The 19,788-nt window shown below is 69.4% G+C and carries 33 protein-coding genes; 2 read left to right on the top strand and 31 right to left on the bottom strand.

What is annotated here, in order from left to right:
• The first annotated feature begins 123 nt into the window (after positions 1–123).
• On the top strand, positions 124–276 hold the full coding sequence (locus AB1460_RS23860) for a hypothetical protein (protein WP_368964238.1): 153 nt from the start codon (positions 124–126) through the stop codon (positions 274–276).
• Positions 277–439: 163 nt separating this feature from the next.
• Here the strand turns inward: AB1460_RS23860 and AB1460_RS23855 are convergent, their stop codons facing one another.
• From AB1460_RS23855 to AB1460_RS23710, 30 genes are all read right to left on the bottom strand, one after another.
• Complete coding sequence (locus AB1460_RS23855) at positions 440–922, bottom strand: hypothetical protein (protein WP_368964237.1); 483 nt, start codon at positions 920–922, stop codon at positions 440–442.
• A 67-nt stretch (positions 923–989) separates the two neighbouring features.
• The gene (locus AB1460_RS23850; protein WP_368964235.1) at positions 990–1,550 is read right to left on the bottom strand and encodes a hypothetical protein; all 561 of its coding nucleotides are present in this window, start codon (positions 1,548–1,550) and stop codon (positions 990–992) included.
• Positions 1,551–1,833: 283 nt separating this feature from the next.
• Positions 1,834–2,163, bottom strand: coding sequence for a hypothetical protein (locus AB1460_RS23845; RefSeq protein WP_368964233.1), 330 nt, complete (start codon positions 2,161–2,163; stop codon positions 1,834–1,836).
• A gap of 269 nt (positions 2,164–2,432) precedes the next feature.
• Positions 2,433–2,948 (bottom strand): transcriptional regulator, encoded by a 516-nt coding sequence (locus AB1460_RS23840; protein WP_368964231.1) that lies wholly within the window; start codon positions 2,946–2,948, stop codon positions 2,433–2,435.
• A gap of 396 nt (positions 2,949–3,344) precedes the next feature.
• Complete coding sequence (locus AB1460_RS23835) at positions 3,345–3,845, bottom strand: DUF3846 domain-containing protein (RefSeq protein ID WP_368964230.1); 501 nt, start codon at positions 3,843–3,845, stop codon at positions 3,345–3,347.
• 54 nt (positions 3,846–3,899) lie between these two features.
• Positions 3,900–4,220, bottom strand: coding sequence for a hypothetical protein (locus AB1460_RS23830; protein WP_368964229.1), 321 nt, complete (start codon positions 4,218–4,220; stop codon positions 3,900–3,902).
• Between the two features lie 21 nt (positions 4,221–4,241).
• Positions 4,242–4,643: a hypothetical protein gene (locus tag AB1460_RS23825; RefSeq protein WP_368964228.1), complete on the bottom strand. Its 402-nt coding sequence runs from the start codon at positions 4,641–4,643 to the stop codon at positions 4,242–4,244.
• Between the two features lie 59 nt (positions 4,644–4,702).
• Positions 4,703–5,104: a hypothetical protein gene (locus AB1460_RS23820; RefSeq protein ID WP_368964227.1), complete on the bottom strand. Its 402-nt coding sequence runs from the start codon at positions 5,102–5,104 to the stop codon at positions 4,703–4,705.
• 72 nt (positions 5,105–5,176) lie between these two features.
• A complete protein-coding gene (locus tag AB1460_RS23815) occupies positions 5,177–6,088 on the bottom strand; it encodes an N-6 DNA methylase (protein ID WP_368964226.1) in 912 nt (303 codons plus the stop codon).
• Positions 6,089–6,173: 85 nt separating this feature from the next.
• Positions 6,174–6,338: a hypothetical protein gene (locus AB1460_RS23810; protein WP_368964224.1), complete on the bottom strand. Its 165-nt coding sequence runs from the start codon at positions 6,336–6,338 to the stop codon at positions 6,174–6,176.
• A gap of 186 nt (positions 6,339–6,524) precedes the next feature.
• Positions 6,525–7,415 carry an ArdC family protein gene (locus AB1460_RS23805; RefSeq protein ID WP_368964222.1) on the bottom strand — a complete coding sequence of 297 codons (891 nt, stop codon included), beginning with the start codon at positions 7,413–7,415 and terminating at the stop codon, positions 6,525–6,527.
• A 187-nt stretch (positions 7,416–7,602) separates the two neighbouring features.
• The gene (locus tag AB1460_RS23800; RefSeq protein ID WP_368964220.1) at positions 7,603–7,914 is read right to left on the bottom strand and encodes a hypothetical protein; all 312 of its coding nucleotides are present in this window, start codon (positions 7,912–7,914) and stop codon (positions 7,603–7,605) included.
• 337 nt (positions 7,915–8,251) lie between these two features.
• On the bottom strand, positions 8,252–8,686 hold the full coding sequence (locus AB1460_RS23795; protein ID WP_368964219.1) for a hypothetical protein: 435 nt from the start codon (positions 8,684–8,686) through the stop codon (positions 8,252–8,254).
• A complete protein-coding gene (locus AB1460_RS23790) occupies positions 8,686–9,126 on the bottom strand; it encodes a hypothetical protein (RefSeq protein WP_368964218.1) in 441 nt (146 codons plus the stop codon). Before AB1460_RS23790 ends, AB1460_RS23795 begins: the two co-directional genes overlap by 1 nt.
• Before the next feature lie 42 nt (positions 9,127–9,168).
• On the bottom strand, positions 9,169–9,450 hold the full coding sequence (locus AB1460_RS23785) for a hypothetical protein (RefSeq protein ID WP_368964217.1): 282 nt from the start codon (positions 9,448–9,450) through the stop codon (positions 9,169–9,171).
• A 475-nt stretch (positions 9,451–9,925) separates the two neighbouring features.
• Positions 9,926–10,156 (bottom strand): hypothetical protein, encoded by a 231-nt coding sequence (locus tag AB1460_RS23780; protein WP_368955378.1) that lies wholly within the window; start codon positions 10,154–10,156, stop codon positions 9,926–9,928.
• 110 nt (positions 10,157–10,266) lie between these two features.
• Positions 10,267–10,521 carry a hypothetical protein gene (locus tag AB1460_RS23775; RefSeq protein WP_368955377.1) on the bottom strand — a complete coding sequence of 85 codons (255 nt, stop codon included), beginning with the start codon at positions 10,519–10,521 and terminating at the stop codon, positions 10,267–10,269.
• 53 nt (positions 10,522–10,574) lie between these two features.
• Positions 10,575–11,036: a hypothetical protein gene (locus AB1460_RS23770; RefSeq protein WP_368955376.1), complete on the bottom strand. Its 462-nt coding sequence runs from the start codon at positions 11,034–11,036 to the stop codon at positions 10,575–10,577.
• A 2-nt stretch (positions 11,037–11,038) separates the two neighbouring features.
• Positions 11,039–11,455 carry a hypothetical protein gene (locus tag AB1460_RS23765; protein ID WP_368964215.1) on the bottom strand — a complete coding sequence of 139 codons (417 nt, stop codon included), beginning with the start codon at positions 11,453–11,455 and terminating at the stop codon, positions 11,039–11,041.
• Between the two features lie 4 nt (positions 11,456–11,459).
• A complete protein-coding gene (locus AB1460_RS23760; RefSeq protein WP_368964214.1) occupies positions 11,460–11,816 on the bottom strand; it encodes a hypothetical protein in 357 nt (118 codons plus the stop codon).
• 46 nt (positions 11,817–11,862) lie between these two features.
• Positions 11,863–12,234 carry a hypothetical protein gene (locus AB1460_RS23755; protein WP_368964212.1) on the bottom strand — a complete coding sequence of 124 codons (372 nt, stop codon included), beginning with the start codon at positions 12,232–12,234 and terminating at the stop codon, positions 11,863–11,865.
• Between the two features lie 92 nt (positions 12,235–12,326).
• The gene (locus tag AB1460_RS23750; RefSeq protein WP_368964211.1) at positions 12,327–12,647 is read right to left on the bottom strand and encodes a hypothetical protein; all 321 of its coding nucleotides are present in this window, start codon (positions 12,645–12,647) and stop codon (positions 12,327–12,329) included.
• An 83-nt stretch (positions 12,648–12,730) separates the two neighbouring features.
• Positions 12,731–13,093 (bottom strand): hypothetical protein, encoded by a 363-nt coding sequence (locus AB1460_RS23745; protein ID WP_368964209.1) that lies wholly within the window; start codon positions 13,091–13,093, stop codon positions 12,731–12,733.
• A gap of 89 nt (positions 13,094–13,182) precedes the next feature.
• Positions 13,183–13,959 carry a hypothetical protein gene (locus AB1460_RS23740; RefSeq protein WP_368964208.1) on the bottom strand — a complete coding sequence of 259 codons (777 nt, stop codon included), beginning with the start codon at positions 13,957–13,959 and terminating at the stop codon, positions 13,183–13,185.
• 97 nt (positions 13,960–14,056) lie between these two features.
• The gene (locus tag AB1460_RS23735) at positions 14,057–14,530 is read right to left on the bottom strand and encodes a hypothetical protein (RefSeq protein ID WP_368964207.1); all 474 of its coding nucleotides are present in this window, start codon (positions 14,528–14,530) and stop codon (positions 14,057–14,059) included.
• A 24-nt stretch (positions 14,531–14,554) separates the two neighbouring features.
• The gene (locus AB1460_RS23730) at positions 14,555–14,791 is read right to left on the bottom strand and encodes a hypothetical protein (RefSeq protein WP_368964205.1); all 237 of its coding nucleotides are present in this window, start codon (positions 14,789–14,791) and stop codon (positions 14,555–14,557) included.
• 38 nt (positions 14,792–14,829) lie between these two features.
• Complete coding sequence (locus AB1460_RS23725) at positions 14,830–15,264, bottom strand: hypothetical protein (RefSeq protein WP_368964203.1); 435 nt, start codon at positions 15,262–15,264, stop codon at positions 14,830–14,832.
• Between the two features lie 92 nt (positions 15,265–15,356).
• The gene (locus tag AB1460_RS23720) at positions 15,357–15,569 is read right to left on the bottom strand and encodes a hypothetical protein (RefSeq protein WP_368964202.1); all 213 of its coding nucleotides are present in this window, start codon (positions 15,567–15,569) and stop codon (positions 15,357–15,359) included.
• Positions 15,570–15,985: 416 nt separating this feature from the next.
• Positions 15,986–16,819 carry a hypothetical protein gene (locus tag AB1460_RS23715; protein ID WP_368964201.1) on the bottom strand — a complete coding sequence of 278 codons (834 nt, stop codon included), beginning with the start codon at positions 16,817–16,819 and terminating at the stop codon, positions 15,986–15,988.
• A 780-nt stretch (positions 16,820–17,599) separates the two neighbouring features.
• Positions 17,600–17,764, bottom strand: a complete 165-nt coding sequence (locus AB1460_RS23710) for a hypothetical protein (protein WP_368964200.1) — start codon at positions 17,762–17,764, stop codon at positions 17,600–17,602.
• A 625-nt stretch (positions 17,765–18,389) separates the two neighbouring features.
• Between AB1460_RS23710 and AB1460_RS23705 the strand changes: the two genes are divergently transcribed.
• Entirely contained in the window at positions 18,390–18,842 is a 453-nt protein-coding gene (locus tag AB1460_RS23705) for a winged helix-turn-helix transcriptional regulator (RefSeq protein WP_368964199.1), read from the top strand.
• Here the strand turns inward: AB1460_RS23705 and AB1460_RS23700 are convergent.
• Positions 18,834–19,788, bottom strand: a 955-nt coding sequence (locus AB1460_RS23700; protein WP_368964198.1) for an AfsR/SARP family transcriptional regulator, incomplete at its 5' end; no start/stop codon positions are given. The genes AB1460_RS23705 and AB1460_RS23700 overlap by 9 nt on opposite strands.

Genomic DNA, 19,788 nt, shown 5'->3' with positions numbered 1-19,788 from the left:
GTGGGGCGAATGGTTGTAGCACCGCGGACCGGCCCAACGGCCGAGGACCGGTGACGCTGCGGTGGGCCGGGACGCATGTCACCCTGGGGGCGGCCAGCCGTGTTCTGTAGCCGCGGGTGCCGGGTGCCCGAGGGGGAGGAACCAGCGTGGTGGACGGCGTTGGCTCGGCTCGCGGTGCTCATCGATGCGGAGAACGCGCCGTTGTGGACTGTCGAGCCGCTGCTCGCCGAGATTGCCCGGTACGGGAAGATGCCGGTGAAGCGCGCCTTACGGTGACTGGTCGGCGGGCTCGCTGGCACGCTGGAAGAAGACCTTGCTGGAGCTGTCCATCCCGGCCGGTGCAGGTGTTCGCCGTGGTCAAGGGGAATGTCCACCCAGCAGGGACCTGTGACCGAAGCGCGTCGCGAGGCGGGCGCGTCTCGGCCAGTTGGGTTCGTATTCAGCTGTCGGTGAGCTGGCGCAGGAGGCGGACCCCGGGCATCCGGTCGTCGGCCCGCATCGGCACGTCGAAGATCTCCGGCTCGTCGAAGACGGGCCGTCCGTTCGGGCGGCGGGTATAAGGGGCGAAGCCGAAGTCGGCGCCGTCGGTGGTGTCGTAGGCGGTCCAGGCGATGGTCTCCTGCTCGCCGGGGCGCAGCGGATGGTTGGAGACCGCCCTGGCGCTGAAGATGCCGGGTTCGGTCTCGATGATGACCTGGGGGACGGCGAAGGCGAACCGGCGCAGGTTCAGGGCACGGGCGTGCTCGGCGGCCTTGTACTCGAACGCGACGGTGGCGTCCTGGTCACGCAGGTAGTCGTAGTCGGACAGGATCTGGCGGCGCTCGCCATCGAGGATGACGATCGCGGGGGCCTCTTTGAGGCCGATCGCGCGTTGGACACGGCCGACGACGTCGGTGACCAGCGTCCAGGTGTCGTCGTTCATGCCGGATGTCCTTCGTGTCTGGGGCAGGGGCTGGCAGCCTGGGAGCGGGGCCGTAGGGGCGGGCGCCTCAGCGCGGCTCCGGGTTGCCTTCTCCGTGCAGGTCGGCGCGCAGGTGCAGGGTCTCGTCGAGGATCTCGCGCAGCAGCGCCATCCCGGGAAACTTCCGCGACGGGCCTATCGGAACGGTCACGGTGAACGTCTCGTCACCGTCGAGGCCGAAGGTGTAGGTGCCGTCGGGGTTGCGGGTGTAAAGCGCCGTCCCGGTGGTGATGCCCTCCTCGACGTCGAAGATCGTATAGGCGATCACATCGTATTCGTCGAGGTCGTCACGCAGCGGGCCGGTGAAGGGCGAGCGCAGGAGTACCGAGTCCTCGCCGACCAGCGGACGTGGTGTAACGATCATCGGCACGGCGATGATCAGCCGTTCGAGGTCGATACCGGCGACCTCGCGGGCTAGCTGCTGCTCGTACGCGACGGCCTTGGCGGGGTCGCGCAGATAGTCGGCGAAGCGGTGCTCACGGGTGGGTTGGCCTTCCAGGACCGCGAGGGCGGGCTGGTCGCCGGCCCGTAGCGCGTCCTGGAGTTCGCCGATGGTCGTGTCCAGCAGGATGTGGGACTCGATGTTCACCGGGGCGTCCTCTTCGGTCGGGTCGGGTGTCGTGGCAGGGACCGGCTGGTTCCAGTCTGGTCTGGCGGGTAGCGGCCTGTCTCTGGCAGGGGCCGCTACCCGCACGGCCTGGCCGGACCCGGTCCGGTGCGTGTCACAGACTTCTGATGGTGTCGCGGTGGTCACCATGCCGTCGTGTCCGAGGTCGATGACGTGTCGGGCGTCGTCGACCTTCCGTCACCGACCCGCACAGGCGTGCGGACGGTGAGCCCCTCCTGCTCGTGACCTATGATCGTCTGTCCTTTCACGCGGCGCGGCGCAGCCGGCCCGGCCACCGCGCCTGCTGGGGGCGGTCCCGTAGAGCGAGATCGGCGAAGTCGAGACGGCCGACGACTTCCCGGGTCGGCCAGCGAATAAGCAGGCCGCAGCGCAAACAGCAATAGTGGCCACGCCACCGGGCCGAGGTTGTCGTGGCCTCACGGCGTCCGATGACGGGAACGAATCCCTCGCCGTCCGGCGTGTTGTCACACCGGCACAGCCATTCCTCGTCGGCGCCGCGGCGGGCGATGAATTCACGCATAGCAAACACCTCTCTTTTCGAGAACAAGATGCGGAAGGGAAGCAGGGTGCACACGGGCACACGCTCCGACGCGGGCGGCCTCGCGGTCCCTGGGATTGCCGTGACGGGTGCGGCGAGGAACCTCGGCGCGTCCCGCCCGGCCGGGGGCGCCCGACGATCCGCCGGTTCATGGGGCGCTGGGGTTCGCGAGCGCGGTCTCGTGCCTGTGCACACGGCGACGTGTGCGGTGTGGCGGATCGTGCGCCACACCGCACAGCCCGGTGGGAGGAACCGCGGTCGCGCCGTCGACGGCCCCAGCCTGGGACCTTGCCAACGCGTGCGGATCAAGCGGTGTCCGACGGGGCCTCGACATCGCTGGTGGGGTCGAGGGCCTTCCACTGCTGGAGCATGTCGATCAGCTGGTCGGGGGTGCGGTCGTAGAGGATGGCGAGGGTGCGCAGGTCTCCTTCGCGGATCGAGAGGACCCGGCCCGCGTAGTCGCCGCGTTCCCGCTGGATCTCGGCGACCCAGCGGCGTAGCGGCCCGGCGTCCTCGGTGGGCAGGCCGGTCAGGGCGGGCAGGTTGAGCACGACGCGGGCGGTGCGCGGCGGAAGCGGGTCGGGTCGTGCGCTGGGCAGGAACTCGGCCACGGGGACGCCGTAGAACGCGGCCAGGGCGGCAAGGTTCTCGACGCTCACCATGCGGTCGCCGCGCTCGTAGGAGCCGACCGCCGCGGTCTTCCACCGGCCGTCGGAGAGGGCTTCGACCTGCTGGAGAGAACGGCCCTGCTGGGTACGGATGTCGCGCAGTCGGGCGCCCACCTCGCGGGCGTAGGCGCGGTTTTCACTGGTCGTGGTCATGCTTTCTCCTGGTGGATGAGCGGTTGGGAACGGGGGTGGCGCGGGGAGCGGTGATCGAGCGCGCTTCCCTCGGGGGCGGTGGGTCCGGGACGGGTTGTGTGCGACACGAGCCCGCGTAGCGAGCGATCGGTGCGCGGGTCCCGGCCCTGCGGCCGGGACCCGCGGGGCAGGTTGAGCGGCGGCTCGCGGGACCTGTCGGATGCGGCTGCGCCGAATACCGGCGTGGTCGCTCGGGCGGGCCGGTGACGGGCTCGGACCGGCGGCGCGAGCTGGTCGGTAGGTCGGCGTGGAGATCACCGACACGGAGGTGCAGCGAGTACGGCGGACGGGGCGGAGTCGCTAACGGTGCTGCCGCCGGGTCCGGAGCGTCGTTGTCGATCCTGTGCCGTCGAACGTTCAGGTCTGGCCGGTGGGGATAACCCGGACATCGATGCTGTCCGGGTCGTCGAGGGCGAGCAGGGCGGTGGCGTAGGCGTCGAACGGCTCGTCCCAGACCGTGCCCAGGGTGCTCGGCAGCGTCGTCCACCTGCGACGGCGGGACCGCGTCTGCACCTGGACGGCGCCAGTGCCGGTCAGGACCGCGATGAGGTCAGCGGGGGTGTCGGTGTCGAGGCCCCGGCGGACCGGGCCGGCCAGGTAGGTGTCTCCGACGATCACGTCCTGGCCGCGGAGCTGCGGGGCGTGGACCCAGGTCAGCAGGGTGGCCCGGCCGTTACGCGGTAGCCCATCGATCTTGCCGTTCTCGTTGACGTAGAGCGTCGCGGCGGGCCGGGTGAGGCCGATTGGTTCGATCGGTCCGCCCACGAGGGCCTGCGCGGCACGCAGGCTGGTTTCGTCATGGTCGACCAGGCGGACCGGCAGCAACGGGTCCGCCGGCACCACCACTATTTTGATCATTGTCGGGTGCTTTCCAGGAAGGCGACCGCCGCCCTGTCCGCACCCAAAGGGGGGTCAGGGCTGGTCGCTGGGGCTGGTGGGGGTGGAGGATCGGGTCCACTGGCCGGTGTGTGGGTTCCAGACGGCTTCGCTGTAGAGGCGGTTGAGGTCGGGAAACGCCTGGAATGGGGCGGGCATCATCCAGCTGAATGCCCGGCACTCGGCCTCGCCGGGGTAGGTGCCGGTCCACGGGTCGTCGCCGTGGTCATGCGGCTGGTCGCAGCCGGCGCGTTGCAGCCCGGTCTGGCGGCAGCGGGCGACGTCGCAGTCGGCGTGGTGGCGCCGGACGGGAAGCACGTTGCAGCCAGGGCACGGCGATGCGGGCTGGGTGGACATCGGTGGCCCCTTTTCGGATGATCAGAGTGCGCCGGTGACGTCGGGCCGCTCCGTCGCGTTCGCCGCCGCGGGTTCCTGACGGTCACGCGATGCCTCGTCGCGGGGCGGGGTGGACCCGCTCGCGGCGGCGCGCCAGAGGACGGGGTGGCCGTGGGTGGGGTGGGCGCAGTCGGACTGGTCGACCCCGGTCAGGTGGCCGTGGACGTGGCCTCCATCGACGTAGATCTCGAACGGCGGGGCGTCGTCGGCGAGGTGGAGCGTGACGGCGGTGTCGACGTGGATCAGCAGGATGCCGGCCTCGTCGAGGCAGACACTGATCCGCAGCGGGCGGTGGACGTTGCCGGGTTCCCAGCTGGCCAGCGGGTGTGGGGGGAGGGCCTCGAACACATCGACGGTGCCGAAGCTGACAGACCTGTCGGGCATGACAGTCTCCAGGGAAGGGACGGTGAGGGGGCGGTGCTGCGGCCATCAGGGATGGGCCGTCAGCGGCGGGTGCGTCGGCCCAGGGCGTCGGCGCGGACGCGAACGAGGCGCACGACGGTGAGCACGGTGGGCTGCGTGCGGTCCAGCGGCGGGCGCAGAATGTCGCGGTCGTAGGCGCCAAGCAGCAGGCCGGCTGTGACGATGTGGACGGCCTGTGCGGCGGCGTCGACAGCGGGTCGGTGGTCGTTCGTGCTGGGGGTCCAGCCGGCGGGCGGGACCGGCACGGCCGGCGAGGCCGGTGGCACGCGGAAGATCAGGGTTACGTGGGTGGGGTCGCCGTGGTGGTCGACGTAGAAGGCCCCGTCGGGCAGGTCAGCGAGGGCAGTGCCGACGGTGGCGCCGTCCGCGCCCGGCCGGATGGTCAGATGGATGGTGTCGGGCCGGGGATGGCGGACCGACACGAGCGGCTCCGAGGACATAAGAAGGGTCCAATCGCGGCTTTGCGGGCATGGCGGCCCGGCCAGGAGTGAGGCTCAGGGCAGGTCGCCCTCTGTCCGGTCGAGGCGCCGGAGCAGGGCGAGCGCGGATGCGGCCCGCTGAACATCGTGGGCGAGCGCGATGGCTTCGGCGCGTTCGCCGAGGGCGCGGGCCTGCCAGTCGTCGGACAGGGCGTCGCCGTGTGCGATCAGGATGCGCGGGCCGAGATCCCAGATGATCATATTGATGGCGAGGGCGGCGAGCGCGAGCTCGTCGAGGTCGACAGCGACCCAGCGGATGGTGTGCGGATCGCCGCCGGCGTCGCGGATCGCCTGGGCAGCGGCACGCAGCAAGCCACCGGTTCCGGCGGTGGGCTCGAACACCAGCTCGCCGGCCGCCGGCACGGTGCCGCCGAGCCGGGCCAGGAGGTCGGCCAGGTCGGGTGGGGTGTAGTACTGGCCGCGTGCCACGCGGGCGCCGCGGGTCCGCAGTACCGACAGCAGCGGGCCGAACAGGTCGACGTCGTAGCGGGCCGCATCCAGGAGCTCGTGCAGCCCGGCTCGCAGCGCCGCGTGCACGACGCGGCGCACGGCGCGCAGCAGGTCGCCGTCGGGGGCGGGGTCGGTGAACCACGGCGCGGCCAGCGGCGCAACCTTGGGGAACAGGTCGGGGCGGACGCGGCCGTAGAGCTGCCAGGTCGCGCGCAGGAACCCGAGCAGGCCGCCGTCGTCGGTGTCCATCAGCTGGGTGGCGACCCAGGCACGTTCGTCGGCGTCCTCGGGGGTGCGCAGCGCGAGGGCCGCGACGACCGACAGCGGGATCTCGGCCCGGTCGCTGGCTGCGGCGGTGTGCCATGCCTGGTCGACGGCCTCGGCGATCCGATGGGCCTGCGCGAGCGCGCCGGCCGGCGTGGTGGGCTGTGGGCGGGTCGGGCCAGGTGCCCGGACGGGTCGTGATGATGCGCCCATCGCGATCTCCTTTCACAGGGCGGGAACACGTGAGCGCCCCCGCCACCGGGAGGTGTGGCGGGGGCGCTCACAGAGAGAGGTGCGGTCAGGTGGGGCGGCGGGTGAGGTGGTGCACGGGGGCGGCCCGGCCCGTGGTCATCGCCGCGCCCGCCAGCGTCAGCAACGTTTCGGCGACCTCGCGGGGCACGAGGGTCCGCAGCCGGATGTCGGCGTACTCGGCCGAGTACGGGCCTTCGACCGGCAACATCACCGCAGGGACGGCCTGAGCAGGTCGACGGCGATGTAGAGGCCGTCCGTGCCCGGCCCCACCGTGAAGTTGATTTCCGCGGTGGTGGTCGGGCTGGTCTTGCGCAGGACCTCGAACCCCTGGTCGACGACGATCTAGCCGGCGGGTAGGTCCATCGCGACGCCGATGTGCAGGTCGACGGTCCGCGTGTCAGCCGTCCTCGGCGAAGGTGACTCCGAGGATGTGGTCGGCGGCGTGCTGGGCCTGGGCTGCGGCCTGGACGATCAGCTTGTTGTCCTCGCGCAGCACGTCGAGCCAGGAGCGCAGGTAGGCGGCGCTGTTCTCGACGAGCGCCTTCTGGTCGATGCCGGCGATGGCGCACAGCAGGGCCGCGCCCATCTCGGCGACGAGTTCTTCTTTCGAGTAGACCGGGTCGCCGAACCTGCCGAACGAGCCCGTCCGGATGCCGTCCCGGTCGAGGCGGCTCTCGTGGCCGGTGGAGTGGGTGAGCTCGTGGAACAGGGTGGCGTAGTACGCCACGGGGGAGTCGAACGCGTCGATCGGTGGCATCGTCACCCGGTCGACCGCCCCGGGCTCGTAGTACGCCGCTTTACCGGTCCGGATCGACGGGCTGTCCTTGTAGCCGTCGGCGATGGCCTCTGCCATGGCGATGCGTTCGACGTCCGGCCGGTTTAGGGCGGCGTAGGTGGGTTCCTTGCCCTCGTCCCAGTCCGCCTGGTCGGCGTTGAACACCCGGTAGTAGCGCAGCAGGAAGCGGCGCTCGTCCTGCTCGTCGTCGCCCGTCGCCTTGTGGAGGTAGGACTTCCAGAAGACGACCAGGGTGGAGCGCTCGCCCTTGCGGACGCCCCCACCCCGTTCGTTGATCTTCTTCAGGGTGCCCCACCACGGCGAGCGGTAGCCGTTCGCAAGGGCGGTGAGCCCGAGCAGGAAGGGGTTGACGCCCCGGTACGGCTTGCCTGTCGCCAGGGACAGGGGTACGCCGACCTCGACGTTCCACGGCTGATGCCACGGGACCGTGCCGTTCTCCAGAGCGTTGACGACCGTGTCGGTGACGATCTCGTACACGTTCTGCCGCGTCACCTCACTACACCTCCTTATGGTTTCCAGCACGCCGCGCGGGGCAGCCAGGGCCGCCCGCGCGGGCAGAGTGCTGTTCGTGCGTGCGGGGATTGCTCTTGATCCGCAGGGATGCGGGCATGGCGATGCCTCGACGGCTGGCCGGGACAGGTGCCGCCGGCCGGGGGAAGGCCGAGTGCCGTGGCGGCGGTCAGAAGCGGTAGTCGCTGGCGTTGCCGTTGATGTCGACCATGAGGGCGGTGCCCTTTGGGCGGCCGGTGTTCTCCAGGTAGACGTAGACCGACGGCTCGGTCTCGCCGTCGCCGTCCTCGCCGTCGTCCTCCTCGGCGACCAGCCGGAAGAGGATCTTCACACCGTCGATCTCCAGGACGTACATGTCGCTGGCGTCGTTCGTGTCGGGCGCGGCGTCGTAGACGCGCGCGAGCGCGTCGCGTGCGGCGTGGACGGTCGGCCGGGGCGGCGTGACCGGCCGGTCACGCCGCTCCAGGCGGACGGACCTCACCCGGATACACCTGGAAGCGGTCACCCGGCTCGACAAATCCTTTACCGATCCCCGGGTTGGGTGCTGGCGCGCCGGTGTAGGAGACGACCAGCATCGGGTCGCCTGCTTCCAGGCGTTGACCGCGCACGCCACGCTGTCGCGGCTGGCGATCTCGACGATGTCCGCGCGGGGGGCGCGGCGGGTCAGCCGCGCGTGAACCAGGTAATGGCTGTCGGGCGGCATGGATGCCTCCGAATCCGGTCAGGGACATACGTGGTCGCGGCCCGACGCTGACGTCGGACCGCGACCCGATCGGTCTGGCGGGGCCGGCGTTGGGCTCGCCGGGTTCCCGGTCTGGTCAGGGCGTGGTCGGTGTCGCTGGCTGGGGTGGGCCGGGCGGCAGGGTGAAGGGGATGTCCGTGGTATCGGGGTTGGCGACGATCGACCACTCGTCGAGTAGCTCGCAAATCCGGTCCAAGACCGCCTCTTCGTCCTCGTCGGCGCTGCCCTCGTCGGTGACGATGGTGATCAGCCGGGCGCGCGGCTCGCCCAGCTCGTCGGTGAACGTCTCGACCTCCAGCTCGGTGGCGGCCGGGCACACGGCGCGGGTCTCGCCCTCGATGAGGATCTCCAGGAGCTGCCGCCACTCGTCGCGGGCGGTCAGGAACGCGTCGCGGACCTGCTCCCGGCGCCGCTGTGCCCGTACGTAGGGCGTCTCGGACCGCCGGGCCAGCGCGGTCCGCAGGCCACGGCCCAGCCGCGTCCATCCCTGGCTCGTGCTATCTGCGCGCATCACTGATCTCCGTGGGGAAGGCCCGCGGCCGGGGCGGTGGCCGGCGGGGATGTGTCGCGGGGGGCGTCGGTGGGCGGCGTGTCGAGCAGGTCCACGTGCAGCGGTTCGCCGGTGGCGTCGGCTTGGCGCAGCGCGGCGAGGGTCTGCTCGGCGAAGGCCCGCAGGCCCTTGCGGGAGTAGCGGGGCACGGGCTGGCGGCGGTGCCACACCGGGTCGTTCCAGCCGAACTTCTCGATCCCGACGCCCTGGTCGGTCTCGGTCTCGTTTCGCAGCTCGGCGTAGTACTCCCTGCTCGTCCCGTGGTGGCGGATCTTCAGGTTGACGACCAGCGTCGCCGGGTCGGTGTCCTCGTTGACCCGCCGTACGACCCACCGGTAGGTCAGTCGCCGGTCGGCGTCGTTGACCAGCAGCATTGGTTCGCGTTCGGTGATGAGACTCATCGCCGCCGCTCCTTTCTCCTTGTCGTTCTGCCGCCCCTCGGATTAGGGGTGCGGGGATATGTCGGGTGTCTCGTGGAGGTGGCCGCCGTCGGTGTAGGTGAAGGTGCGCAACCGCAGGTAGGGTTCCGGCCGGAACAGCGGCATTCCGTCGATGACGTACGCGGCGAAATCCCGGCAGATCCACATCACCCAGCGGTCCGGCTTCTTCTCCGCGCTGTTCGTCGGCAGCACGCCGGTGGAACGACGGTCTGTTACCCGACGCATGTCCCGGCGCGAGAGATATGGACACAAAATCGTCGACGCCTCGGCACAGGATTCATGCATCGGAGGATCGTGATAGGCACGGGCCGCGACCGCACCCGGCCCGCCAAGAAAGGCAATCTGGGAGTCCAACGGGTTTCCGCAGATACCGCATCGGCCCTCGGACGCGAGGCGCAACGCCTCACGGCCATCGACGGTGGAGAAGTCCGGCTGTCCGTCCGGGTGGCGTGCGGTGACCGCTGGAATCGGCAGCCCCCGATGCCGGTCGATGGGCAGCGAACGCATCAGGTCTGGGAGTTCACGGGCAGGGTCCATTCCCATTCCTTTCTCACGGAGAATCGGGAAACTTTCCCGGGTAGGATGCGGCCGGAAGCCGTTTCAGGGACCCAGCGGTGCGCGGCATCAGCGGCCCCGCACGGGATGAGGAGATTCCGTTCCGGGTGTGGCCGCCCAGATCCCGGGCTGCCAGCAGGCAGCGCAACATCGCGCTGCCTGCTGCTATTGGTGGCGGGTGTGGGCGTCGCCGTGGTTGACGCGATCAGCCGATGTAGGTGGCGTTCCGCGTTCGCGCGAGCGCTTGAAGCGCCTCCAGCTCGGTGTCGTACCACAGAATCGGCCGGCGACGTTGGCCGTCAGTCGGACGGACAGTGGCCAGACGGCCGGTGTCGATGATCTCCCCGGTTTCGATGGTCTCGCCATCCTCGCGAACTTCGTAGCCGTAGTTGCGGAAACCGGGCAGGATGGTTCTGTGGACGGTGCGGTACGCCATGGGCGGGCCTTTCGTGAACAGGGGAACCGGTCATGGCCGTAACGCTGCCGGGCCCGCCCCGGTCGACGGGCGGCGGCATCTCGGCCGTTGCCGGCTTGGGTGCGGTGCGGCTACCGGCGGGCTTTGCGCCAGATATCGGCTTTCTCGCGCATCCGGTCGAGGGCTTGATCCCAGCCGGGAATGTCGTACAAGCCGTCGAAGGCGTCCTGGTCGTTGTGAAGCAGCCCGACGTGAAACTCTCCCGGTCGGGTGCTTTCGGCGACCGCGGCCCACAGCGGCGCGTAGATGCCCGCGCGAGGAATGTAGATACCGGCGACCACCGGGCCGCCGAAAAATCGGGCCGGCAGGGGAAACTCGGGTGCCATTGTCGATGGTCCCTTCACGGGAGGTATCCGGAAACCCCGGCGCTGGCGGGGCGTCAGGGGTCCGCGGTGGGTCGTGGGCGCCAGACGGGCCGGCCGTCGTCGTCGACCCGTTCGAGGCCGAGCGCGTCGGCCCAGACGGCACAGCTGTGACAGGGGCGGGTGCAACGGGCGCAGTCGCCGCGGTGCAGGGCCTCCCGCCAGTGCTGTTCGACCCAGGCACGCGAGACCCGGGCGTAGGTCCAGGTGTCGATGTCGTGGGTCAGCCGGTCGCGTAGCGCGGCCAGGATGCGCACGACCCGATCCGGGTCGTAGCCGGGCATCGTGTGGTCACCGATCCCGGCGGCGCGCAGCGCTTCGTGCCGCTCGCCGTGGCCGCCGGTCAGCGGGGCCAGCAACGCGGACGCGTCGAGGTGATCTTCATCGGTTGGCGGCCCGCCCCGGTTCACCGGCCGGCGCCGCAGCTCGTCGAAGTCAGCCGCCGCGCGGGCGACGTGGCGGCGTGGCGGGCGGCCCATCGTCAGCTCCGGGCCGCATCGCGGCCCGTGGTAAGGAGCGGCGCCGAGGCGGCGGCGGGTGGCGGATCGAAGCGGATCAGGTAGCCGTGTTCGTGATCGTCGCTGATGGCGCCATCGATGGCGGCGAGGTTCGCGACCTCATCGCAGATCGCGTCCCACTCGTCCGGGGCGCTGTCCGGGTCGACGTCGATCGTGGTGTTGTCGGCGAGTAGGACGCCTTCGGCCGAGGCGGTCGGGTAGTCGTCCCAGACGACGTCGCACAGCACGGCGATCGCGCTCGGCCAGGTCTGGTGGACCAGCGCAGCGAGCCCGCCGTCGTCGCTGGTGATCCGGCGCCGGAGTTCGGCGTTGATCGCGGACAGGGCTTCGCCGAGGTCGGCCTTGTCGGCGGTCGGGAGCGCGGACGGGTCGAACAACATGGGCTTACCTCCTTCGGGCGGTCGGGGTGCGTGGGAGTTGGAGGAGCCGGTTGTCGGCGTGGAAGTGGCCGGTCTCGGCGATACGGAGCAGGTCGCCGCGGATCTGCGCGGCGACCTGCTCAAAGCCCGGGTCGCCGTTCCGTTCGGCGAGGACATCGGTCAGGGTGCACACCATGTCCAGCTGATGATCACTGTCGACGCCGACCTCGGTCGCGTCCCGGAAGGCGGCGGCGCGGCGGACGTTGCGGGCGATGCGGGTCGCGAGCAGGAAGACGAGCCGGTCGGTGGTCTGGGCGTGGGCGAACGCGGTCTGCCGGTAGTCGTGATCGGCTGCCGCGATCGTGGGGTCAAGGTCATCCATGGCGGTGGTCGTTTCGGAGAGTGAGCCGCACGGAGCGGCGAACGGTTCAGCCGGTGGGCAGGGGCACCCATTCCGTCGGTGGGGTGGGATTCGCCTGCTCGGCGTGGATCAAGTCGCGGATCTGTTCGTGTAGGTAGTCATCGGCGTCCGCGAGGCGGGGGTCGTCGGTCCAGACGATCGAGTCGACCAGCGACGTGGTGTCGACGACCACACCGGCGAGCGCGTCAGTGGTGTAGTAGTGGCCGCAGTGCGGGCACTCGACAACGGTGCACAGCAGGTAGGGCGTCCAGGTTCCGTCGGCGAAGTGGCGGCGTTCCTCGGCGACGATCTCCGGGTCGCCGACCGGTGCGGCGTAGTAGTCGAGGTCTTCGGCGATGTGGACGCCGACCCGGGGCGGGTCGGCGGTGGGCGCGGTCATGGGCGGCTCCGGTGCGGGAACGGGTGCGGAGTGATGGGCTGTGCACCGGACGGCACGGTGGCCGGCCCGCGCGTGGACCGAACGGCGGCCAATCAGACAGCCGGGACGATCTCCCAGGCCCAGTCGTAGGCGCCGATGTAGTACAGGCCGTCCGGGGCGGGCTCGACGACGGTTGTGGAGTCCCACGGCCCGCGGTGCACCCGGACCGTGCCGTCGTCGCCGATCGTGATCGTGTCGATCTCGTCGGCGGGTACGGTCGCGGCCAGCGCGGCGGTCTCGGCCGCCAACTGGTGGACCTGGCAGGCGGTGAAACCGGGAACGGCCCAGCCGTTCCACCGCTCATCGCCGGCCGGTACCTCGTACTCGCTGTAGACGCCGCTGATGGTGACGCGCATGGTTGCGGCAGATGTCATGCGTACTCCCGAGCGTTAGCAGCACGGGCCGACTTGCGGGATCGTGGCGGACCAGTGTGCCCGGCCCGCGTTGACCCGGCGGGTCAGCCGGTGGGCAGGCAGCAGGTCAGTGGGATGCCGCGCAGGTCGAAGCTGGTCGTCTCGGTGGGCATGATGTAGCGGGACTGCGACGTGTGGCGCAGCCGGTCGGTGGAGTCGGCGTCGAGCGCCACCGTCGCGTGCGTGCCGTCGATCTGGACGATCCGGCCGGTCAGCCCGTCGAGGAACTTCGGTTTGATGTTCGCAATTCTGACCGTGGCGCCGGTGGTCAGAGTGGCGGTCCGGATCGAGGCCAATGCGGTCCGTCGTTGCTTGATCGTGGCGGCAAGTCGGGTCAGGTCGTCGTCGGTCGAGTGGGAGAGCACGAAGTCGGTCGCGCTCTGAAGGGTCGGAATGCTCTCGGGCATGCGGTGGCCCTGCCTTACTTCAGGGGGTGGGGACATGCGCGGGCCGGTCTCCCGGCCCGCGACGAACGGGGGTCGGCCGGGGCGGGGAATCAGCCGACGGTGAAGCTGACCCGGCCGTCCACACACAGCGGCTCCGGGCACATCACCGTGGTCCCGTGGTGGCGGCGCGCGTCGTCGAAGTCGAAGTCGGTGTGTGCCCGGTTGGCCCGGAAGGTCCACGAGCCGTCGGCGGCGTACCAGTCGGCGCCGCACCGGTCGCACACGGCATGGCAGGTGAAGACGTCGGAGTCCTCGCGGATGGCGTAGATCAGCGTGTCGGTGTCCAGCTCGGGCGGGCCGGCATACACCAGCCCGACGTCGCGCGATCGGTAGTCTCCGACTGCGCCGTGCACGTACACGCCGGGCCAGACCACGCCGGGGCGGGTGACGATGTCCCACTCGTCGGCCGGGCCGGTCAGCGCGCGCCGCCACCGGTAGACGACCCCGGCGGTGTGGAACGGGCGGACCACGCGGATCGCGGTCAGGCTGCGGCCCTCGTCGAGGTAGCTGGCGCTGGAAGTCTCGTAGGCAAGATCATGCACCGTGAGGTAACCGAGCTTCTCCAGCTCTCGCAACCCGTCGGTGTCATCCAGGTAGGCCGGACCGTCCACGGTTTCGGGAGCTACATCCTCTCGATCGATCTTGGTGAGGGCGTCGGCGATGTACAGGCCGGTATCGCCGTCGTAGCCGCCGGGCCGGTTGGTCATCCGCAGCACGTTCGCGAGCGCGGGAGCGTCGGCGACCCGGAACCTGTTCAGGATCTCGGTGACCGTGTCCTGCGCGTCGACCGACAACTCGTGGTAGCCGACGTGCGTCTCAACGTCCACGGCGTCACTCCTTCGGTGAGGCCCGCCCGGTGGCGGCGGGCGGGCAGGCTTGCGCCGTCCCCGGACCGAAGGGTCCGGGGACGGCGGTGTGGGATGGTCAGCTGCCGATGAGGTAGGTGCCGTCGTGCAGCGGCGTGAGCGGCCGGTGCCCGCATGTCTCGTCCGGATACGGCACGTGCAGCAGCAGCCGGCCCGCGAGCACGCTGTCGGCGTCGTCGGGCACGCGGCGCACCGTGAATGTGAACGCCCCGCGCGGGTCCCCGACCGAGATGTGCACGGTCACCGAGTCCTCGGACTCGTCCGCCGTGACACCGGCGTGGTTGCACCAGCTCAGCGGCACCGCCTCCGGCACATGGTCCCCGCCGGTTTCCTCGTCGTCGGGGTCGGCGTCGGGGCAGTCCGCGCCGCTGGATTCACCCAGCCAGTGGCCGTCTGCGGTTTCGGACAGTGCGTCGCCGCAGTTGGAGCACCGGTAGGTCGTGTCGTTGCCGCCGATCTCGACGGTGACGCTTTCGTGGTCGTCGTCCACGGCGTCGACGGTCCGGCCGTCGATCTGTACCGAGAACATCATCCCTTCCGCCTCCTTCAGGCCCGGTCAGGTTTCGGTGTAGATCCGTCCGTGGTCGTCGCGGTGGAAACCGGCCTCTCCGAGCGTGATCGGCGAACTGAACGGCCGGCCGTCGTCGTCGAGTAGCTGCACCGCGGGCGACCGTCCGTCCGGTGCCTGGATCTCGCAGCGCATCTGGCGACCCGCGACCCGCAGGTACATGCACACCTCCGAATACGGCAGCACCATGCTCCGGATCTCACCCGGTGCCACATAGCTGATCAATCTTGGGTTCCCTTCTGATCGGCTTCGGCCGGGCGTGCTCAGAGCACGTCGACCGTCCAGCTGTCGCAGTCGTCGGCTTGGCCGGACACCTGTAGTTCGATGTCGCCCAATGAGCGGGCCAGCTCGTGTAGCCGGTCGCCTTCCGGGCCGAGACCGCGGTCCCACAGACCCGCCCCGGCGCGCTGACGGGACAGCACGTACTCGGCGCCCAGTTCCTCCGGCGTCGGCGCCTTGTCGCCGAGACGGCACGCGAGGCTGAAAAGGTCACCAATCCCGAAGACGAGGAACTCGCGGATGTCCTCCACCGGCACGCCGTCGAGGAACTCGATCTCGGTTCCGTCGAATCCGCTGCCGTAGAGGTTCGTGGTCTGATCCGGCGCCCACTCGACGACCGCCGTCCTGATCAGTTCATGCCAGGCCCCCAATTGGAAACGCGTCAGGAAGTCCGGCGAGACGGTGTCACGGACAGACACAGGTCTTGTCCTTTCTTCGATGCGGTCGCAACCGCACGGTGCGGGCAGGAGGCACACCAACCCATGTGGATGTGCCTCCTGCCCGTTGCCGGTCAGTCCGAGGTCTTGTGCTTGCCGTCACGCAGGAACGCGTCGACCACGTCCCGTCCGAAGATCGCCACCGCCATGAGGATGTGGATGAGCAGGACCTCGACGGAAACGAGCAACAGCAGCTCCAGAAGGCAGAGCAGCGCGGCCACCGCCAAGTGGTGACGCCCACCCCGCACCGACAGGTTGGACGCGAGGTTCGTGCCGAAGCGACGCATAGAGACCCTCCGATCAGACCGACGGATACCGCTTACGGTTGAGCTTTGGAGCGGGATATTCCTTCACCTTGATACGGCGTCGGGAGCGCTCCAACCGTCCGGCTGGAAAGCATTCCGTCGTGCGTACCAGGGTGGGGAAGTCCTTCACCTTGATACGGCGTCGGGAGCGCTCCAACCGTCCGGCTGGAAAGCGCTCCGTCGTGCGTACCAGGGTGGGGAAGTCCTTCACCTTGATACGGCGTCGGGAGCGCTCCAACCGTCCGGCTGGAAAGCGCTCCGTCGTGCGTACCAGGGTGGGAAGTCCTTCACCTTGATACGGCGTCGGGAGCGCTCCAACCGTCCGGCTGGAAAGCGCTCCGGAAAGCCGAAAGGGGCACCGGGCTAGGTGCGCCCGGTGCCCCTTTCGGCTAGGTATGTCAGTCGTCGGGAAGCGCTCCCGTGCGCCGCTTGTCGCGCCGCGTGGCGCTGTGGGCGAGCATCTCGCGCGTTTCGTCGAGCCGCTGTGTGAGTTCCCGGAGTTCGGATAGGGCAGCGTCACGGGCACGGCGGACGGCGCGGCGGGACCCGTACTGTCCGCCGTAGAGCTGCTGTGCCACGTGGGAGAGCACTCCGGCCCGTCCGATGTCGTCCGCGTTGCTGCCTTCCGCTAGGACACGATCGATCACAGGGAAGTCCTGACCGTCCCCGTAGGCCGAACCCCACACCACGTCGCTGATGCTGGCGAGGTAGCTGCCCGTGGCGACGAACTCCGCGTGTGCCACGCCCCGCATGTACTGCTCACCCGGTGTCGCGTCCATTTCGTCGGGATCTTCATCCGTCCGGAAGCCGTTCCGCGCGGCAGCGTCCTTGACCGCCCATCCCATGATCATCTTTCGGTCTGCGACGAACTCCCGACCCTTGCCCGTCACGTAAAGCCAGGAGTCAGGCTCGCGCGTCGCGACCGACAGGGAGGCAGGCTGAAACCGGCCGCTGATCTTCGCGAGGTTTTGAGCAAACAGAAGTACGGCGTCCTGGGTGACGTCGTCACTGACGTCTGCCGTGCCGTACTTGCCGAACGGTCCGCCCGCCATGGTGGTGTTACCGTCCATGCGCTTGCGCGACCGGGTGAAGTTCACCGTGCGGCAGTACTTCCGCGCGATGGTCCGGATGTCCTGCCAGTCACTGTCAGTGACCCGCGCCATGTCGTCCGGCTGGACGCGCGCGCCCGGAAGCGCGGACGGCGTGTCCGACGTGAAAACGGGGTTGCCCATGACAGACCTTCCTTACAGGGGATTGGTTCCCGGGGGGTTTCCCTCACCCGGTGCCGATACCTAATTCTCCACTTATGTACGTCCGAATTCAACCCCCATTCGTCCATCAATTCAAGATTCTTTTGGGGATTGTCGGGCCAGAATATCGCCAGATTGTCGACGACGGCGAAGGCGGGAAGGGGAAAAGAGAAAGAGCAAGTGAAAGGCGAAAGCCAAAACCAAGAACAAAGACAGAAAGACAGAAAGGCGGAAAGGAATGCCAAGTAAGCGGGGTTATGTGCCATTCCTACCGCGCCACAAGTCGCCGCCACCTGACCCGCGCACACCACAGTCCACACCGCCGGACCAGCCGACTATCAGCTCGTTGCCTCGCATCCCAGTCTTGGCCCACTTAGGTACACCCAGCAGGCTCCTGACCTGCGCTGCTGTGAGGCGAGCGTGTACCTGCTAAGTAGGTACACGGTCAGGTCCCCGGTCAGGCCCGCGGTCAGGGCCTCGCACAGGCCGTGTCTTTGTCGTCACGCTGCGCTCTCTGGGGGCTGTGCTGGCTGCCGACGATCCGCACCTTTCAGTGGCTGGATTCCTCGGCCGGATAGGTATGCGGGATCGCCGCCGAGCGAGCGCAGGGCGCGTGGTCGACATTGGGGGATGCGAGGCTCCGCGGCTGGAATCCGTTCCCGTCCGCAGGCGAATGCGCCGTGGATTGCACCGACCGACTGTCGCGATACCGACGTCGACGGGCGACCCTGGTACGAGCCTATTGTCGGCGGAGCCTTTCGGTTAGCGAGGAGGCTGGTCTTTCTCGCCGAGTTCGACGAGTTTGGTCAGGGTCATGCGGGTGGTGATTTCGGCTTCGGCGGCAGGTATGACGTCCGGAATGCCGTGGTGGGCGACGAGGACGGTGGTGACGCTGGCTGCGGTGTCACTGAGGGTGGTCGTCATCATCGTGATGGCCGCGAGCGGGTCGCGGCTTCGAAGGCGATCTGTTCGACGACTGGTGTATCGGGGACGAGCCGCAGGAAGCGGCTGGAAGCGCTGCCTCCGCGGGCGTCGAGGGTGTAGACCAAGGCGCGCACCCGGCGGGGGCGCGCCGGCCGGCGATCGCGGCGGGATTGAGCAGCATCCGGTAGACCCACGGCCGCGGTTCCCAGCTCCGCCACCTCACCTGCGTCGTACATACGTCTTCGACGGTAGGCAAACGAGCGGGACGTCGCGGCGGGCGGTCCGGGCTGGTCTCGTCGCGAGTCAGGCCGACGTGACGTGCGTCATGGCCACCCAGGACGGCGCGTGCTCTTCAGCGGGTCTACCGCCACGAATAGCGGCGTCTTCGCAGGTATTCAGGGGTGTCGCAGCATGATCGGCCTCTTGTGGCAAGCCGGTGGTCCGGCGGCCGGCTGCTCGTGACAGTGTCGAATCGGATTGTCACGTATGCGTAGATGGTGCAGCCTGGGGGTGAAGTGCCTGTCACGCAGGGATGCTGGGACATCCGCGACCGGGAGGGGGTCGCGCTGCGCGGCGGAACGGTCAGCACAGACCCGCCGGGTCTGTGGATCTCTCCGTGGGGGTTTGTGTGTCGCTCGATGGAGATCTGTCTGATCCTGATCGCCGTATCCTGTTGCATGATCTGAGGCTCACGCTGGCGCCTGAGTGGCTGCCGGACGTGCTGGTGGCTTTGTCGCGTGAGCCGCTGTCCTATACCGGTCTGCTGGGCATGCTGCGGTCCTACGAGGTGGCCCGGGGGCGGCGGTGGGCGCAGCCGGTATTGCGGGACTCGGTGTTGCACCGGACGTTGCGCTGGATGCAGGACCGTGGGCTGGTCGAGCGCGACCGGGGCCAGCAGTGGCCCTTCACCTCCGTGTATCGGTTGACGCCGGCGGCGAAGGAGCTGGCGAGGCTGGTGCTGCCGATGGCGCAATGGGCCGCGGCGCACGAGGACCTGCTGGAGCTAGATCGGCGGATCTGGTCGGAACGGCGCCGGCGCAGGAAGAACGGCACGAAGGCCCGCCGGTCGCGATCACGCTGAACGACTGTTCCGCGGGCCCCGCATCAGCTCCTGGAAGAGGCGGTCAGTGTCCGCGGAGGGCCGCTGGTCGAGGTCGGCTAGTGCGTCGACCAGCTGGCCGTAGGTGACCGTGAGAGCGTCGTGGTGGCCGAGGTGGGCCTGGGCGCGGGCGATCTGGCAGTAGATCTGTTCGTTGGTCGGGTCGAGATGGCGCAGTGTGTCGAGCAGGTCGAGACGCTCGGGGGTTGCCTCGCTGAGGGAGGCGAGGATGCTGGTCAGCGCGTCGGTCACCTGGCGGCGCAGATGCTCCCGGGGGGGCTCGGCCCAGGTGCCGGTGAGGTCCGTGGCGAGGTGGCCGGTGTAGAGGCCGGTCAGCGGCAGGATCGCGGCGATCTCCTGTGCGGTCGTCGTGGCCCGTCGGCGGGCCTCCAGGGCGTCCTGGATCTGCCAGAGGTCGACGGTGAGCAGGTCGGTACGCAGCCGCCAGCGGCCTTCGTTCTGCTCGAACAGGTCGTCGATCGCCCCGTCGGTGGCGCGGCGCAGGGCTCGGCGCAGCGGGCTGAGCGCGGCGTAGAAGCGGTTGTCGATCCGGTGGCGGGGTTCGCCGTCGTCCGGCCAGACCGCTTCGATGAGGGTGTCGCGGCGGACCCAGCCGGTATGAGCGGCGAGGTAGGCCACGAGCTCACGGCCCTTGATCCCGATGCCCTCGACCGTGTGGGGTTCGCTGTCCGGCGTCGGCCGATAGGACAGCTGCCACCTGCCGAACAGGGTGAGTAGCAGCGGTGTGGTCACCTCCGGCGCGCGCGGCGACGCGGCGGGCACAGCGACGGCGGGCGCCGACGGAGGCGGAGGCGGTGCTTCGTCAGCCTCGGCCGCGGCGGCACCCCCACCAGGTGGTGGCTCGTCCGGCTCCAGCCGCCGCTGTGCCTCGCTTGGGCTGTCGACGTTGGCCGGGGCGGGAGGGGCG

This window comes from Parafrankia sp. FMc2 (assembly GCF_041008525.1).
Lineage (GTDB): Bacteria > Actinomycetota > Actinomycetes > Frankiales > Frankiaceae > Parafrankia.
Note: the sequence above shows the minus strand (reverse complement) of the source record. Positions and strands in the feature narration are given on the sequence as shown.